Annotated in this window: 12 protein-coding genes; 5 read left to right on the top strand and 7 right to left on the bottom strand. The window is 55.8% G+C overall.

What is annotated here, in order from left to right; translation table 11 throughout:
• From HMPREF3142_RS09000 to speD, 3 genes are all read left to right on the top strand, one after another.
• Positions 1-960 (top strand): FKBP-type peptidyl-prolyl cis-trans isomerase (locus HMPREF3142_RS09000; RefSeq protein ID WP_228706476.1); only part of this gene is annotated, 960 nt, incomplete at its 5' end.
• A 146-nt stretch (positions 961-1106) separates the two neighbouring features.
• The gene (speE, locus tag HMPREF3142_RS08995; RefSeq protein ID WP_008807405.1) at positions 1107-1967 is read left to right on the top strand and encodes a polyamine aminopropyltransferase; all 861 of its coding nucleotides are present in this window, start codon (positions 1107-1109) and stop codon (positions 1965-1967) included.
• A gap of 24 nt (positions 1968-1991) precedes the next feature.
• A complete protein-coding gene (speD, locus tag HMPREF3142_RS08990; RefSeq protein WP_008807406.1) occupies positions 1992-2786 on the top strand; it encodes an adenosylmethionine decarboxylase in 795 nt (264 codons plus the stop codon).
• A gap of 157 nt (positions 2787-2943) precedes the next feature.
• On the opposite strand, the gene yacL is transcribed toward speD, so the two are convergent.
• Together yacL and acnB are read right to left on the bottom strand one after the other, a co-directional pair.
• Positions 2944-3306 carry a protein YacL gene (gene yacL / locus HMPREF3142_RS08985; RefSeq protein ID WP_004204373.1) on the bottom strand — a complete coding sequence of 121 codons (363 nt, stop codon included), beginning with the start codon at positions 3304-3306 and terminating at the stop codon, positions 2944-2946.
• 187 nt (positions 3307-3493) lie between these two features.
• Positions 3494-6091 (bottom strand): bifunctional aconitate hydratase 2/2-methylisocitrate dehydratase, encoded by a 2598-nt coding sequence (acnB, locus tag HMPREF3142_RS08980; RefSeq protein WP_016160302.1) that lies wholly within the window; start codon positions 6089-6091, stop codon positions 3494-3496.
• Positions 6092-6522: 431 nt separating this feature from the next.
• On the opposite strand from acnB, the gene HMPREF3142_RS08975 reads away from it, so the two are divergent.
• Together HMPREF3142_RS08975 and HMPREF3142_RS08970 are read left to right on the top strand one after the other, a co-directional pair.
• Positions 6523-8127 (top strand): DUF3300 domain-containing protein, encoded by a 1605-nt coding sequence (locus HMPREF3142_RS08975; protein ID WP_070612003.1) that lies wholly within the window; start codon positions 6523-6525, stop codon positions 8125-8127.
• An 11-nt stretch (positions 8128-8138) separates the two neighbouring features.
• Positions 8139-8945 carry a DUF2950 family protein gene (locus HMPREF3142_RS08970; RefSeq protein ID WP_012542842.1) on the top strand — a complete coding sequence of 269 codons (807 nt, stop codon included), beginning with the start codon at positions 8139-8141 and terminating at the stop codon, positions 8943-8945.
• A 44-nt stretch (positions 8946-8989) separates the two neighbouring features.
• Here the strand turns inward: HMPREF3142_RS08970 and HMPREF3142_RS08965 are convergent, their stop codons facing one another.
• The 5 genes from HMPREF3142_RS08965 to pdhR all read right to left on the bottom strand — a co-directional run bounded on the left by HMPREF3142_RS08965 (position 8990) and on the right by pdhR (position 16563).
• On the bottom strand, positions 8990-9274 hold the full coding sequence (locus tag HMPREF3142_RS08965; protein ID WP_048267456.1) for a hypothetical protein: 285 nt from the start codon (positions 9272-9274) through the stop codon (positions 8990-8992).
• A 164-nt stretch (positions 9275-9438) separates the two neighbouring features.
• Entirely contained in the window at positions 9439-10863 is a 1425-nt protein-coding gene (lpdA, locus tag HMPREF3142_RS08960) for a dihydrolipoyl dehydrogenase (protein ID WP_002888731.1), read from the bottom strand.
• A gap of 206 nt (positions 10864-11069) precedes the next feature.
• A complete protein-coding gene (aceF, locus tag HMPREF3142_RS08955; protein WP_032731619.1) occupies positions 11070-12968 on the bottom strand; it encodes a pyruvate dehydrogenase complex dihydrolipoyllysine-residue acetyltransferase in 1899 nt (632 codons plus the stop codon).
• Between the two features lie 14 nt (positions 12969-12982).
• Positions 12983-15646 (bottom strand): pyruvate dehydrogenase (acetyl-transferring), homodimeric type, encoded by a 2664-nt coding sequence (gene aceE / locus HMPREF3142_RS08950; RefSeq protein ID WP_008807412.1) that lies wholly within the window; start codon positions 15644-15646, stop codon positions 12983-12985.
• A gap of 137 nt (positions 15647-15783) precedes the next feature.
• Complete coding sequence (gene pdhR, locus HMPREF3142_RS08945; RefSeq protein WP_002888699.1) at positions 15784-16563, bottom strand: pyruvate dehydrogenase complex transcriptional repressor PdhR; 780 nt, start codon at positions 16561-16563, stop codon at positions 15784-15786.
• Positions 16564-16738: the final 175 nt, after the last annotated feature.

The following is a 16738-nucleotide window of genomic DNA, read 5'->3' as shown; positions in this document are numbered from 1 at the left end:
ACCACCGATAAGCAGTCGCTGACTATCCGGCTCGACGCCGCGGAGAAAACGCAGCAGGCCGCTCTCGACCAGGTCAAGGCGCTAAACGCCGACAAGCAGTCGTTAACCTCCCGGTTGGCCGCCGCGGAAAAAGCGCCAACAACCCGCCCTGACACCGCTGTAGCGCCAAAAAATGAGCCGCCGGAGATGGCGGCGGTTGTTGCAGCCTACCGCCTGCAGGCGGATAAAGACAACGCCCAGCTACGGATGAAAGAAGATGAAATCCAACTGCTGAGAACACAGCTTTCTGTACAGTCCAAAACGCGCAGCGGCGAGAGCGCCAACATCAAACTCAGCGCATCCGGAGAACAGCAGGCTTATGCGATCGGCGCCTCGATGGGAACAGAAGCCCTTAATGTCCTCACCACCCGTCGCACTCAGGGAATTACCGTCGACGCCGGGCTGGTGCTGCGGGGTATCGAAGATGCTTTTAGCGGCCAGCTTCGTCTCGGAGAACAGGAGCGTAACAAGGCGCTGTTTGACGTCTCGCAGCAGGTTTTCCAGAACCTGAATAAAATCGAGCAGAAAAACATCAGTGCCGGTAAGAAATATCAGCAGGCGTTTGCGCGCAAAAAAGATGTGGTCTTCAAAGATGGCGTCTACAGTCGCGTCGATTATCCGGGCAAAGGAAAAATAAGCGGTAACGATCTGGTCACCGTAGTAATCAAAGAGATGCTGACGGACGGGACAGTGATCAACGATATGGAAGCGAAAGATCAGGCGCTCACCCAGAAGCTGGATGCCTATCCCCCGGTGTTTCGCGGCCCGCTGCAACGCCTGCAGAACCATGGCTCCTTGACGCTGGTCGTCCCGCCCGAAAAAGCCTATGGCAGTAAAGGATTACCGCCGAAAATCCCGCCAGGCGCCACCATGGTTTATTCCGTGCGGATAGTAGATAGCCAACCCGCACCGGCGAAATAACCCTCCCCCCACCGCTCTCCCCGGGCGGTGGCGGTTATTCCTGCCGCATTGCTGCAATAACCGCCGTGCATCCTCATCTATAGTTGTCTATGATGTTGCACTCGTTTTACGGGTGTAACAGATGTTAACGAAGGAGGAGCCTCACCGTGGCCGATAATCCACTGTGGCATGAAACGCTGCATGACCATTTTGGTCAGTACTTTAGCGTTGATAACGTGCTGTACCACGAAAAAACCGATCATCAGGATTTGATCATCTTCGACAACCGCGCCTTTGGCCGGGTGATGGCGCTGGATGGCGTCGTGCAAACCACCGAACGCGATGAGTTTATCTATCACGAAATGATGACCCACGTGCCGCTGCTGGCCCACGGCAACGCGAAGCATGTCCTGATCATCGGCGGCGGCGACGGCGCGATGCTGCGCGAAGTCTCTCGTCACCGTAGCATCGAAACCATCACCATGGTGGAAATCGATGCCGGGGTGGTCTCATTCTGCCGTCAGTACCTGCCCAACCATAGCGCCGGGGCCTACGACGATCCGCGCTTCACGCTGGTGATTGATGATGGCGTCAATTTTGTTAACCAGACGACGCAAACGTTTGACGTGATCATTTCGGACTGTACCGACCCTATCGGTCCGGGCGAAAGCCTGTTCACCTCGGCTTTTTATGAAGGCTGCAAACGCTGCCTGAACCCGGGGGGCGTGTTCGTTGCCCAAAACGGCGTTTGTTTCCTGCAGCAGGACGAAGCGGTCGGTAGCCATCGCAAACTGAGCCACTATTTTCGCGACGTCAGCTTCTACCAGGCGGCCATCCCAACCTATTACGGCGGGATCATGACTTTTGCCTGGGCGAGCGACAACGAGGCGTTGCGCCATCTCTCCAGCGAAATCATTCAGGCGCGCTTTCACAAAGCCAACCTGACCTGCCGTTACTACAATCCGGCAATCCATACGGCGGCCTTCGCCTTACCACAATATCTGCATGATGCTCTGTCCGCACCGTGACGCGAAGTAAGGGGGTGAACTAAATTGAAAAAATTGAAGCTGCATGGCTTTAACAACCTGACCAAAAGCCTGAGTTTTTGTATCTACGATATCTGTTACGCCAAAACGGCAGAGGAGCGTGACGGCTACATCGCTTATATCGACGAACTCTATAATGCCAATCGCCTGACGGAGATCCTGACAGAAACCTGTTCTATTATTGGCGCCAATATTCTGAATATCGCCCGCCAGGATTATGAACCCCAGGGCGCCAGCGTGACCATTCTGGTCAGCGAAGAGCCTGTCGATCCCAAGCTTATCGACCAGACCGAACATCCAGGTCCGTTACCGGAAACCGTGGTCGCCCATCTCGATAAGAGCCATATCTGCGTGCATACCTACCCGGAGAGCCATCCGGAAGGTGGACTGTGCACCTTCCGCGCCGATATCGAAGTCTCTACCTGCGGGGTCATTTCTCCGCTTAAAGCGCTGAACTATCTGATCCACCAGCTGGAATCGGACATTGTGACCATTGACTACCGCGTGCGCGGCTTTACCCGCGATATCAATGGGATGAAGCATTTTATCGATCATGAAATCAATTCGATTCAGAACTTTATGTCCGATGACATTAAGTCGTTGTATGACATGGTCGATGTGAACGTCTATCAGGAAAATATCTTCCATACCAAAATGTTGCTCAAGGAGTTCGACCTTAAGCACTACATGTTCCATACCCGACCGGAAGAATTGACCGCCGAAGAGCGCAAGGTCATTACCGACCTGCTGTGGAAAGAGATGCGCGAGATTTACTACGGCCGCAATATTCCTGCCGTGTAATATTGGAAATGCCCGGCGGCGCTTGCGCTTGCCGGGCCTGGGATTCTGCGCCGCCTGGTCGCCCGGGTAAGGCACCAGCCGCTACCCGGGGATTTCCCCTGCTCACGCTACGCTTAGCAGGGCTACGCTCTTGCGCTACCCGACATAAAAGGCGTCATTAACGCTGCTGCATAAATTCACGATAAGCGGCAACGACCTGCAGGAAATCCTCCACGCCGCAGAGAGAGAGACTTTCTTCGTCGTAGTAGCTCATCCCCTCCTCGATTTCGTCGCCGGAAAACTCCAGCTGATTGGCGCGGATCATCACCTCTTCGCCATCCAGCCACAACGTATATTCATGGCCAGCCCGCTGCCAGGAACGTTCACTGCCCTTCACGGTGCGTGCAGCCTGCTCCACTTCATCAAGCAGGGCAAGATTGTCTTTCACCTCTTCGTTGAACCAGTGGCCAATCGCCTCGTGATCCATCGACATTCGCACCTTTACCACTCCGGTAATATCGCGCAGAAATTCGTAGTCCATAGTCTTTTCCTCTGCAAGGGCAATGCGTCACCGCTGCACTGTACCCATGCAGTAATTATCGCAGCAGACAGAAAGAAAAAAAGCGTAACGGGCAGGAGGTTTGGAAATAAAAATGCCCGGTGATGCAATGTTCACCGGGCATTGGGGAGTTTATCGCCAAACGGTCAGCCGGGCTGACCGAATGGTTTTACACCGCGGTCTGGAAGATCACGCCGTCAGCTTTTTCAGTGTACTGATCCAGCTGGTTGAAGTTCAGATAACGGTAGGTATCTTCCGCTGTCTTATCCACCTGCGCCACGAAGGTCTGGTACTCTTCCGGCGTCGGCAATTTGCCGAGCAGAGAAGCCACCGCTGCCAGCTCGGCAGAGGCCAGATAGACGTTAGCGCCGGTACCTAAACGGTTCGGGAAGTTACGGGTGGAGGTGGAGACCACCGTCGCACCGTCGGCCACGCGAGCCTGGTTACCCATACACAGGGAACAGCCAGGGATTTCGATACGCGCCCCGCTCTTACCAAACACGCTGTAGTAGCCTTCTTCGGTCAGCTGCGCGGCGTCCATACGGGTTGGCGGCGCCACCCACAGGCGAGTCGGCAGCTGGCCTTTGTGGCTGTCCAGCAGCTTACCGGCGGCACGGAAGTGGCCGATGTTGGTCATGCAGGAACCGATGAACACTTCGTCGATCTTCTCGCCCTGCACGTCAGACAGCAGACGGGCATCGTCCGGATCGTTCGGCGCGCACAGGATTGGCTCTTTGATATCCGCCAGATCGATGTCGATCACTGCCGCGTATTCCGCGTCAGCGTCGGCTTCCAGCAGCTGCGGATCCGCCAGCCATTTTTCCATGCCCTGGATACGGCGTTCCAGCGTACGGCGGTCGCCGTAGCCTTCGGCGATCATCCACTTCAGCAGGACGATGTTGGAGTTCAGGTACTCAACGATCGGCTCTTTGTTCAGCTTGATGGTGCAACCGGCAGCAGAACGCTCAGCGGACGCATCGGTCAGTTCAAATGCCTGCTCGACTTTCAGATCCGGCAGACCTTCGATCTCGAGGATGCGACCAGAGAAGATGTTTTTCTTACCTTTCTTCTCAACGGTCAGCAGGCCCTGCTTGATGGCATACAGTGGGATGGCATGAACCAGGTCGCGCAGGGTGATACCCGGCTGCATTTTCCCTTTGAAGCGCACCAGCACCGATTCCGGCATATCCAACGGCATCACGCCGGTCGCAGCGGCGAAGGCCACCAGACCAGAGCCCGCCGGGAAGGAGATACCGATTGGGAAACGGGTATGGGAGTCGCCGCCGGTACCCACGGTATCCGGCAGCAGCATGCGGTTCAGCCAGGAGTGGATAACGCCATCGCCCGGACGTAGAGAAACACCGCCGCGGTTCATGATGAAGTCCGGCAGGGTATGGTGCGTGGTCACGTCAACCGGCTTCGGATAGGCTGCGGTGTGGCAGAAGGACTGCATCACCAGGTCAGCGGAGAAGCCCAGGCACGCCAGGTCTTTCAGTTCATCACGGGTCATTGGACCGGTGGTGTCCTGAGAACCGACGGAGGTCATTTTCGGCTCGCAGTAGGCGCCCGGACGGATACCGGCAACGCCGCAGGCGCGGCCAACCATTTTCTGCGCCAGAGAGAAGCCGCGGGTGCTTTCCGCCACGTCTTTCGCCTGACGGAAGACGTCGCTGTGCGGCAGCCCCAGCGCTTCGCGCGCTTTGGTGGTCAAGCCGCGGCCGATGATCAGCGGAATACGGCCACCGGCGCGCACTTCGTCGATCAGCACATCGGTCTTCAGCTCGAAGCTGGCCAGCAGTTCGTTGGTTTCGTGGTTACGCACTTCACCTTTGAACGGGTAAACGTCAATCACGTCGCCCATGTTCAGGTTTGACACATCAACTTCGATAGGCAGCGCACCCGCATCTTCCATGGTGTTGAAGAAGATTGGCGCGATTTTGCCGCCCAGGCACAGACCGCCGCCGCGCTTGTTCGGCACGTTCGGAATATCGTCGCCCATAAACCACAGCACCGAGTTGGTCGCGGATTTACGCGAGGAACCCGTACCGACCACGTCGCCGACGTAGGCCAGCGGATAGCCTTTCTGCTGCAGGGCTTCGATTTGTTTAATCGGGCCGACGACGCCCGGCTGGTCCGGATCAATACCTTCGCGGGCGTTTTTCAGCATCGCCAGCGCATGCAGTGGGATATCCGGGCGCGACCAGGCATCCGGCGCCGGAGACAGGTCATCGGTATTGGTTTCGCCGGTGACCTTGAAGACGGTAACGGTGATTTTCTCTGCCAGCTGCGGGCGGTTCAGGAACCACTCAGCATCAGCCCAGGATTGCATGACCTGTTTTGCGTGCTCGTTACCTGCTTTCGCTTTCTCTTCTACGTCGTAGAAGTTATCGAACATCAGCAGAGTATGGGACAGCGCTTTCGCGGCAATCGGCGCCAGTTTCGCGTCGTCCAGCGCATCGATCAGCGGATGAATGTTGTAACCACCCTGCATGGTGCCCAGCAGTTCAACGGCTTTTTCAGGGGTTACCAGAGGGGAGGTCGCTTCGCCTTTGGCGATCGCGGCAAGGAATCCAGCTTTAACATAGGCGGCTTCGTCGACGCCCGGCGGTACACGGTTAATCAGCAGGTCTAACAGGAATTCTTCTTCGCCCGCAGGCGGGTTTTTCAGCAGTTCTACCAGCGCGGCCATTTGGGTTGCATCTAAGGGTTTGGCAACAATCCCCATGGCGGCACGCTCAGCTACGTGCTTACGGTATTCTTCTAGCACGACGGTTCTCCTCGCTTCTCATTGTCATAATGCGGCCTACACGTCTTCAATCAATCTGCTTCGGTATTGGCAGTTTGCCGCCTTGACGCATCTTGAAGGATTTAGTGGCTGGGCGATTTTCTTCACGCTCCTGTGAGACAGCAGTTTGTAGGGTAAATGCCCGATACCGCGTCGGCAGCATAGCAGGATTTTTGAAAGGTGTTAATCTGTTTACAAAAAAGCAACATTAAAATTTAGCTGAATCGTTAAGGGCAGGATATTGCAGGCTTTCTGTTCAAATACCGCGACAAAAATTCCTTTCCGCGTACAACTCCCCGGGCCGATCCCAACAATAATCAATAAAAAGCCATACCGCTTACTTATACTCAGCAAACGCGCCGTTTTCGCCGATACTTTAGCGAGATGGGTTACTTTTTGGGTCAGGAGCTTCCATGTCACTGCCGTTCAAACCCCATATCATCGCCCTGCTCTGTAGCGCTGGCTTACTCGCGGCGGCGGGAACACTCTATGTGCAAAGCCGAACCCCGACGACGATCGCTGAACCGCCAGCCCAGCCAGCGCCCGCAGCGTCTACGACACAGCCGGTGACCACCACCTACACCCAGGCGCAAATTGATCAGTGGGTCGCGCCCATCGCGCTCTACCCGGACAGTCTGCTGTCGCAGGTGTTGATGGCCTCCACTTATCCCGACAACGTCATGCAGGCGGTACAGTGGTCCCAGGATAACCCCGCGATGAAAGGGGATGCGGCGGTTCAGGCGGTTGCCAGTCAGCCGTGGGATCCCAGCGTCAAATCCCTTGTCGCTTTCCCTGCCCTGCTGGCGATGATGGGCGAAAATCCGCCCTGGGTGGAGAACCTCGGCAATGCGTTTTTGGCCCAGCCGCATGATGTGATGGATTCAGTGCAGCGCCTGCGCGCTATTGCCCAGCAGACCGGGACCCTGAAATCCACGCCACAGCAGAAAGTGATTGTCACCCCTGCCGCACCGGTTTCCGCCAGCAGCACGGCAGCAACGTCCACCACCCACTCGGCGGCGCCTGCGCCCACGCAGGTTATTAAAATAGAACCGACCAATCCGCAGGTGGTCTATGTTCCCAGCTATAACCCCTCCACCGTCTATGGTACCTGGCCAAACAGCGCCTATCCGCCGGTCTACCTGCCGCCGCCTCCCGGGGAGCAGTTTACCGATAGCTTCGTCAAAGGCTTCGGTTACAGCCTGGGCGTGGCCACTACCTGGGCGCTGTTTAGCAGCATCGACTGGGATGATGATGACCACCACCATCACGATGACGACTATCACCACGGCGATTACTCGCATAATGGCGATAACATCAATATTAATGTAAATAATTTCAATCATATAACGGGAGAAAACCTGCCGGGCAACCACGTTAACTGGCAGCATAATCCTGCCTATCGCGGTCACACACCGTATCCCGATAATACGGTTGCTCAACGCTTCCATCAGACCAACGTTTCCGGCGGACTGAGCGCTACCCAACATGCGCCAGTCGATCGCGAAGCGCAGCGCCAGGCAGCGATGACCCAGCTGCAGCATAACGTACCGGCGGCGACAGCGGGCAACCTGGCGGCAAACAACGCCTCACGCGATGCCCAGCGTCAGGCAGCTTCGGCGCAATTGAAACAAGCCACCCAGCGCAGCAACTATCGCGGTTACGACAGCACACCAACCTCGACCCAGCAGCAGCATCGCGAGGCGGCGAAAACGCAGTTGAAAAATCCCACGCCGCAACAACAGCAGCGTCGGGAAACCGTTAAGAGCCGCGAGCAGAACCTGACACCTCAGCAGCAACAGCATCGGCAGCAGATCCAGTCCGCCACGCCCGCGCAGCGTCAGCAGCAGGTTAGTCATTTACGCGCCAGCGCTCTTAGCGGCAACGAAAGCCGCGCCCCCTCCTGGCAAGCGCAGCAGGAACGGGGACTGCAAAGTCGGCAGTTTTCCGCTGTAAACCGCGAGGAGCGTGGCGGCGCCAGAGAACGTCTTTCCGAACACCATGAACTGCGCCGCCGCTGAGGATGAGCAGAATGAGAAACCTATTACCTATTGCCCTGTTCACATTGATACTGTCACCGTTAGCCGCCTTCGCCCAGCAGCAGTTTTCTACACCGGAACAGGCCGCGAGCGCGCTGGCTGAGGCGCTCAGCCAGCAAAATGAAGCGGCGCTGAGCAAGGTGCTCGGCGATAACTGGCAGCAATTTTTACCTACCGATGGGATCGACCCCAGCGCCGTCGACCGTTTTCAGCGCGACTGGCAGGTAAAACATGTCATCGTGCAGCAGGGTGATAACGCCTGGCTCGACGTCGGCAGCGAGGCATGGCGGTTGCCGGTGCCTATCGTAAAAACGTCTCAGGGCTGGCGCTTTGATATGGCCGCAGGCGAAGAGGAGATCCTCACCCGCGCCATCGGTCGCAATGAACTGTCAGCGATAGCCGCCATGCACGCTTACGTTGACGCCCAGCAGGATTACTACCAGCTTAATCACCGCTGGGCGCAGAAAATCATCAGCAGTGAAGGCAAAAAAGATGGGTTGTACTGGCCGACGTCGCCGGGTGAGACGCCCAGCCCGCTGGGGCCGGCATTCAGCCCGACGGAGCCCGGCGCCGGTTATCATGGCTATCGTTTCCGCATTATCGCAGGCCGCGATGACCAGGATGCGGCCTTGCTTGCCTGGCCTGTGGAATGGGGTGAAACCGGAGTGATGAGCTTTATGATCGATCTGCACGATACCGTTTATCAGGCTAATCTCGGCGAAGAGAGCGCCGCAAAAGCGCAGGCCATCACGCGCTTTGCCCCCGATGCTGACGCCGGCTGGCAGGTTGTCAAACCATAAAAAAACGCCAGGTTGCCCTCAAGCAACCTGGCGTTTCTATTCGCTTAGCCCTGATGGGGCATCAGAGACGGATCGCCAGCAAAAGTCGGCTTTGTGCTGGATAATGACGCTTCATCAGCGCTGATGCTTCCGGAGTTCGCTGCCCATACCCCTTCATTCGTCTTCGTCACCTGCTGATGCTGGGCATTCAGATCCTGCCCCATCGCCGCGATATGGGTCGTTTCCGTGCCACCGCTGTTGTCCGCCCAGGGGATGGTGGCGTCAGCCGCGCAGGCCACACCGGATAGGCACGTTGCAGCGACCAGCGCTGCGGTTAAAAAGCGTTTCATCTCACACCTCAACTATATCGTTAACTGCCTATAAGTTTATGGCGTGATTATTTTCAAAGTATGTATGAGGTGTAGCGGTTTATGAACGGAGACATAGTTCTAAACATCAGGCATAAAAAAAGCGGCTCCGGGAGCCGCTTATGCTTTTAGCCTGAAAGAAAAAGTTACTTTTTCTTCGCTTTGGCGTTTGGCAGATCGGTGATGCTGCCTTCGAAGACTTCTGCCGCCAGGCCAACAGACTCGTGCAGAGTCGGGTGAGCATGGATGGTCAGCGCGATGTCTTCAGCGTCGCAGCCCATTTCGATAGCCAGGCCGATCTCGCCCAGCAGCTCGCCGCCGTTGGTGCCGACAATCGCACCGCCGATAACACGGTGGGTCTCTTTGTCGAAGATCAGTTTGGTCATACCGTCTGCGCAGTCGGAAGCGATAGCACGGCCGGAAGCCGCCCACGGGAAGGTGGCGGTTTCGTAGCTGATGCCTTTCTCTTTCGCTTCTTTCTCAGTCAGACCAACCCATGCCACTTCTGGCTCAGTGTAGGCGATGGACGGGATCACTTTCGGATCGAAGTAGTGTTTCAGGCCGGAGATAACTTCTGCGGCAACGTGACCTTCGTGTACGCCTTTGTGCGCCAGCATCGGCTGACCGACGATATCGCCGATAGCAAAGATGTGCGGCACGTTGGTGCGCATTTGTTTGTCAACGCGGATAAAGCCGCGATCGTCCACTTCCACGCCCGCTTTACCTGCGTCGAGGTTTTTGCCGTTCGGTACGCGACCGATAGCGACCAGCACGGCGTCGTAACGCTGCGCTTCAGCCGGCGCTTTTTTGCCTTCCATGGAAACGTAAATACCGTCTTCTTTCGCTTCAACGGCAGTCACTTTGGTTTCCAGCATCAGGTTGAATTTCTTGCTGATGCGTTTAGTGAAGACTTTCACCACGTCTTTATCGGCCGCCGGGATAACCTGGTCGAACATTTCAACCACGTCAATCTCTGAACCCAGCGCATGGTATACGGTACCCATTTCCAGACCGATGATACCGCCACCCATGACCAGCATACGTTTCGGTACGGATTTCAGTTCCAGGGCGTCGGTGGAGTCCCATACGCGCGGATCTTCATGCGGGATAAACGGCAGCTGAATCGGACGGGAGCCCGCCGCGATGATGGCGTTGTCGAAGTTGATCACGGTTTTACCGTTTTCGCCTTCCACTTCCAGGGTGTTGGCGCCGGTAAATTTACCCAGACCGTTGACCACTTTCACTTTACGGCCTTTAGCCATGCCAGCCAGGCCGCCGGTCAGCTGAGTGATAACTTTTTCTTTCCAGGTGCGGATCTTGTCAATGTCGGTTTTCGGTTCGCCGAAAACGATGCCGTGTTCGGCCAGCGCTTTCGCTTCTTCGATAACTTTTGCCACGTGCAGCAGCGCTTTAGACGGGATACAACCCACGTTCAGGCAAACGCCACCGAGGGTGCTGTAACGTTCTACGATGACGGTTTCCAGACCTAAATCAGCGCAACGGAAGGCTGCAGAGTAACCTGCGGGGCCTGCCCCAAGTACCACGACCTGAGTTTTGATTTCAGTACTCATCATGACCTCTGTAATTTATATCCGGCGGGTCTGACGCTATTATTCTTACGCCCAAGTCCACCGGGACGTTCTATCCGCGTGTATTTTACAAAATTGTTAACAATTTTTAAACAACAAACGGCAAACGATTTTGTCCTTTGTTGCTGATAATCCCCAACAGCCTGAGGTTATCAGAAAAAAGCCGGCCGTCAGGCCGGCTTTTTCGATTACATCACCAGGCGGCGAATGTCGCTCAAGGTGTTGTTAATGATGGTAATGAAGCGGGCACCATCAGCACCGTCGATGACGCGGTGGTCGAAGGACAGAGAGATCGGCATCATCAGACGCGGAACGAACTCTTTACCATTCCATACCGGCTCCATCGCGGACTTAGACACGCCCAGGATGGCCACTTCCGGCGCGTTAACAATCGGCGCGAAGTGGGTAGTGCCCAGGCCGCCGATGCTGGAGATGGTGAAGCAACCGCCCTGCATTTCGCCAGCCGTCAGTTTGCCATCACGCGCTTTCTTCGAGATGGTGGTCAGTTCACGAGACAGCTCGGTGATGCTCTTCTTGTTCACGTCTTTAAAGACCGGAACCACCAGACCGTTCGGGGTATCCACCGCCACACCGATGTTGATGTATTTCTTCAGCGTCAGGCGCTGACCATCTTCGGACAGCGAGCTGTTGAAGCGCGGCATCTGCTCAAGCGCAGCGGCAACGGCTTTCATGATGAAGACCACTGGGGTGAATTTCACGTCCAGTTTACGCTTCTCAGCTTCGGCGTTCTGCTGCTTACGGAACGCTTCCAGATCGGTGATATCGGTTTTGTCGAAGTGGGTAACGTGCGGGATCATCACCCAGTTACGGCTCAGGTTAGCCCCAGAGATTTTCTGGATACGACCCAGTTCCACTTCTTCGATTTCACCAAACTTGCTGAAGTCAACCTTCGGCCATGGCAGCATGCCCGGGATACCGCCGCCAGCGGCAGCCGCCGGTGCGGATTCAGCGCGTTTAACCGCGTCTTTCACATAAGCCTGAACGTCTTCGCGCAGGATACGACCTTTACGGCCGGTGCCTTTCACTTTTGCCAGGTTAACGCCGAACTCGCGCGCCAGGCGGCGAATCAGCGGCGTCGCGTGAACGTAAGCATCGTTTTCAGCGAATTCAGTTTTGCCTTCTGCTTTCGCAGCCGGTGCAGCGGCAGGCTTAGCGGCCTGAGCCGGTGCAGCAGCCGGTGCCGGAGCAGCAGCCTGAGCCGGCGCGGCGGCAGGCGCAGCGCCTTCCACTTCGAAGACCATGATCAGGGAACCGGTTTTGACTTTATCGCCGGTGCTGATTTTGATCTCTTTGACGGTACCTGCGAATGGCGCCGGCACTTCCATAGACGCTTTGTCGCCTTCGACGGTGATCAGGGACTGCTCAGCAGCCACTTTATCGCCGACTTTAACCATCACTTCAGTGACTTCAACTTCGTCGCCGCCGATGTCCGGTACGTTAACGTCTTTCGCACCGCCAGCCGCAGCTGGAGCAGCCGCCGCCGGAGCAGCAGCCTGAGCAGGTGCGGCGGCAGGCGCAGCGCCCGCCACTTCGAAGATCATGATCAGGGAGCCGGTGGACACTTTGTCACCGGTGTTGATTTTGATCTCTTTCACGGTACCCGCGAACGGCGCCGGCACTTCCATAGAGGCTTTATCGCCTTCTACGGTGATCAGGGATTGCTCAGCGGCGATGGTGTCGCCCACTTTAACCATGATCTCGGTGACTTCAACTTCATCGCCGCCGATATCCGGGACGTGAACTTCTTTCGCTGCCGCGGCAGCTGCTGGCGCAGCCGCAGCCGGCGCGGCTTCTTTCTTCTCTTCCTGCGCAGGTGCAGCGGCTGCTGCACCCTCGGCGGAATCGAAAATCATAATCAGTTTGCCAGTCTCGGTTTTGTCGCCGACGGAGACTTTAATCTCTTTCACGACGCCAGCCTGCGGAGACGGGACTTCCATAGAGGCTTTATCGCCTTCTACGGTGATCAGCGACTGTTCAGCTTCTACTTTGTCGCCCACTTTGACCAGGATCTCGGTGATTTCAACTTCATCAGCCCCGATGTCCGGTACTTTGATTTCGATAGCCATTATTCTTTTACCTCTTACGCCAGACGCGGGTTAACTTTTTCTGCATCGATGTCGAATTTCGCGATAGCGTCAGCCACCACTTTCTTATCGATTTCACCACGTTTAGCCAGTTCGCCCAGCGCTGCAACGACCACATAGGAAGCATCGACTTCGAAGTGGTGACGCAGGTTTTCACGGCTGTCGGAACGACCGAAGCCATCGGTACCCAGTACGCGGTAATCATCAGCCGGTACATAAGTACGAACCTGCTCAGCGAACAGTTTCATATAGTCAGTGGATGCCACGGCCGGAGCGTCGTTCATTACCTGAGCGATATACGGCACGCGCGGGGTTTCCAGCGGGTGCAGCATGTTCCAGCGTTCGCAATCCTGGCCATCACGCGCCAGTTCGGTGAAGGAGGTGACGCTATACACGTCAGAGCCCACGCCGTAGTCTTTCGCCAGGATCTGCGCTGCTTCACGAACGTGACGCAGGATAGAACCGGAGCCCAGCAGCTGAACTTTACCTTTGCTACCTTCAATGGTTTCGAGTTTGTAGATACCTTTACGGATACCTTCCTCGGCGCCTTCCGGCATGGCCGGCATGTGGTAGTTTTCGTTCAGCGTAGTGATGTAGTAGTAAACGTTCTCTTGTTTCTCACCGTACATACGCTCCAGGCCATCATGCATGATGACCGCCACTTCGTATGCATAGGACGGATCGTAAGAGATACAGTTCGGGATAGTCAGCGACTGAATATGGCTGTGGCCATCTTCGTGCTGCAGACCTTCGCCGTTCAGCGTTGTACGACCGGAAGTACCACCGATCAGGAAGCCGCGAGCCTGCTGGTCGCCTGCCTGCCAGCACAGGTCGCCGATACGCTGGAACCCGAACATCGAGTAGTAGATGTAGAACGGGATCATCGGCAGGTTGTTGGTGCTGTAAGAAGTCGCCGCAGCCAGCCAGGATGCGCCTGCGCCCAGCTCGTTGATCCCTTCCTGCAGGATCTGGCCTTTCTCGTCTTCTTTGTAGTAAGCAACCTGCTCACGGTCCTGCGGGGTGTACTGCTGGCCGTTCGGGCTGTAAATACCGATCTGACGGAACAGACCTTCCATACCGAAAGTACGCGCTTCGTCGGCGATAATCGGCACGAGGCGGTCTTTGATGGATTTGTTCTTCAGCATCACGTTCAGGGCACGAACAAATGCGATAGTGGTAGAGATCTCTTTATTCTGCTCTTCCAGCAGCGGAGCGAAATCTTCCAGCGTCGGCAGCTCCAGCTTCTCAGAGAAGTTCGGCTGACGGCTCGGCAGATAGCCGTGCAGTTTCTGGCGCTGAGCGTGCAGATAGGTGTGCTCTTCGGAACCTTCCGGGAAGGTGACGTACGGCAGTTTTTCGAGATCGGCATCGGCAACCGGCACGTTGAAACGATCGCGGACGTAACGAACGCCGTCCATGTTCATTTTCTTAACCTGGTGGGCGATGTTCTTACCTTCAGCGGTGTCACCCATGCCGTAACCTTTAATGGTATGGGCGAGGATTACGGTCGCTTTGCCTTTGGTTTCCTGCGCTTTTTTCAGTGCAGCGTAAACTTTCTTCGGATCGTGGCCGCCGCGGTTCAGGGCCCAAATCTGCTCGTCAGTCCAGTCGGCAACCAGCGCCGCGGTCTCCGGATATTTACCGAAGAAGTGCTCGCGCACATATGCACCGTCTTTGGATTTGAAGGTCTGGTAATCGCCGTCAACGGTTTCTTCCATCAGCTGGATCAGCTTACCGCTGGTGTCTTTACGCAGCAGCTCATCCCAACGACCGCCCCAGATAACCTTGATAACGTTCCAGCCTGCGCCCGCGAAGATGCCTTCCAGTTCGTTGATGATTTTGCCGTTACCCGTTACCGGGCCATCAAGACGCTGCAGGTTACAGTTGATAACGAAGACCAGGTTGTCCAGCTTCTCGCGGGTGGCGATGGTGATCGCACCTTTAGATTCCGGCTCGTCCATCTCACCGTCGCCCAGGAAAGCATAAACGGTTTGTTTGGAGGTGTCTTTCAGACCACGGTGTTCCAGATATTTCAGGAATTTAGCCTGATAAATTGCCCCGATTGGGCCCAGACCCATAGAAACGGTCGGGAACTGCCAGAATTCCGGCATCAGTTTCGGGTGCGGATAAGAGGACAGACCTTTACCGTGAACTTCCTGACGGAAATTGTTCATCTGCTCTTCAGTCAGACGACCTTCCAGGAAAGCACGTGCATACACGCCCGGAGAGATGTGGCCCTGGAAGTACACCAGATCGCCGCCATCCTGCTCGTTGCGTGCGCGGAAGAAGTGGTTGAAGCACACTTCGTAGAAGGTTGCGGAAGACTGGAAGGAAGCCATGTGGCCGCCCAGTTCGAGATCTTTTTTCGATGCGCGCAGAACGGTCATGATCGCGTTCCAGCGGATCGCAGAACGGATACGACGTTCCAGATCCAGATTACCCGGGTATTCCGGTTCATCTTCAACGGCAATAGTGTTGACGTAACCGCCGGTCGATGCGCCAGCAGCCACTTTCACCCCGCCTTTGCGGGCTTCAGAAAGGAGTTGGTCAATAAGATACTGAGCACGCTCAACACCTTCTTCACGGATGACCGATTCGATCGCCTGTAGCCAGTCGCGAGTTTCGATCGGATCCACGTCATTTGGTAAACGTTCTGACATGGGGGGTATTCCTTATCTATCTAATCGTTGATTAATCTGGAACCTGTCCCATTGAACTCTTCGTTCTTCACCTTTGAACAACCAAAAATTCAATAAGACAGGTTCTGCGTTTAGTTGCCGCGCTCTAAAAATGGCGCTTAAGAACCGGAGTTCTCGTCCTTTCGTTGCTGTAAACGACGCAGTGAGCGCTCTCTACGACTCTGCTCACGGCTACGGTCCAGCAAAATTTCCTCAATGAACGCCAGGTGACGGTGCGACGCCTCACGCGCCTGCTCCGGCTCCCCGGCCATTATCGCCTCGAAAATGCGAGTACGATGGTTGCTGACCAACGGGAGCATTTCCCGGCGGGCATACAGCAATTCAAAGTTCTGACGAACGTTTTGTGCCAGCATCGGCTCCATACACCTTAGCAGATGGAGCAAAACCACATTGTGTGCCGCCTCGGTGACGGCGATTTGATACTGGACGACGGCGCCGGACTCAGCGTCCAGATCGCCCGACTGCTGCGCCCGTTCAATGGCCTGATGCAGCTCGCGGATACGATCGCGATCTTCATCATTGCTGCGCAGCGCCGCGTAATAAGCCGCGATGCCTTCCAGCGCGTGACGGGTCTCAAGCAGATCGAATTGGGATTCAGGGTGATCGGACAGCAGCTCGACCAGCGGATCGCTGAAGCTCTGCCACAGGCGGCTCTGAACAAACGTTCCACCTCCCTGACGACGAAGCAACAAGCCCTTGGCTTCGAGGCGTTGAATCGCCTCACGCAGCGAGGGGCGGGAAACGTCGAACTGCTTAGCCAGTTCGCGTTCGGGCGGAAGTTTTTCACCGGGGCGCAAGGTCCCCTCAAGGATCAGAAACTCCAGCTGCTGCTCTATCACATCGGATAATTTTGGTTGGCGGATTTTGCTGTAGGCCATATTCCCTGTCTCTGCCATTAGCCCGGAGTCAATTGGTCTTACCAATTTAAAGTTCGTAGCGCTAAAGTAACAAAGTATTCACCTTCTGTCCATACAGGTTTTGATTGAAATCAGTAAACCGCGGACATTTTAACAACCTTACAGAAATAACATTTCAGAAATGTAACCTTGCACA

It is taken from the genome of Klebsiella sp. HMSC16C06 (genome assembly GCF_001808325.1).
Lineage (GTDB): Bacteria > Pseudomonadota > Gammaproteobacteria > Enterobacterales > Enterobacteriaceae > Klebsiella > Klebsiella variicola.
This window is presented reverse-complemented; position numbering and strand designations above follow the sequence as displayed.

Excerpts from the sequence above, each read along its gene's own strand:
- yacL (WP_004204373.1), bottom strand. The coding sequence starts at position 3,306 with ATGGACTACGAATTTCTGCGCGATATTACCGGAGTGGTAAAGGTGCGA.
- HMPREF3142_RS08975 (WP_070612003.1), top strand. The coding sequence starts at position 6,523 with ATGTCACTGCCGTTCAAACCCCATATCATCGCCCTGCTCTGTAGCGCT.
- HMPREF3142_RS08970 (WP_012542842.1), top strand. The coding sequence starts at position 8,139 with ATGAGAAACCTATTACCTATTGCCCTGTTCACATTGATACTGTCACCG.
- HMPREF3142_RS08965 (WP_048267456.1), bottom strand. The coding sequence starts at position 9,274 with ATGAAACGCTTTTTAACCGCAGCGCTGGTCGCTGCAACGTGCCTATCC.
- lpdA (WP_002888731.1), bottom strand. The coding sequence starts at position 10,863 with ATGAGTACTGAAATCAAAACTCAGGTCGTGGTACTTGGGGCAGGCCCC.
- aceF (WP_032731619.1), bottom strand. The coding sequence starts at position 12,968 with ATGGCTATCGAAATCAAAGTACCGGACATCGGGGCTGATGAAGTTGAA.
- aceE (WP_008807412.1), bottom strand. The coding sequence starts at position 15,646 with ATGTCAGAACGTTTACCAAATGACGTGGATCCGATCGAAACTCGCGAC.
- pdhR (WP_002888699.1), bottom strand. The coding sequence starts at position 16,563 with ATGGCCTACAGCAAAATCCGCCAACCAAAATTATCCGATGTGATAGAG.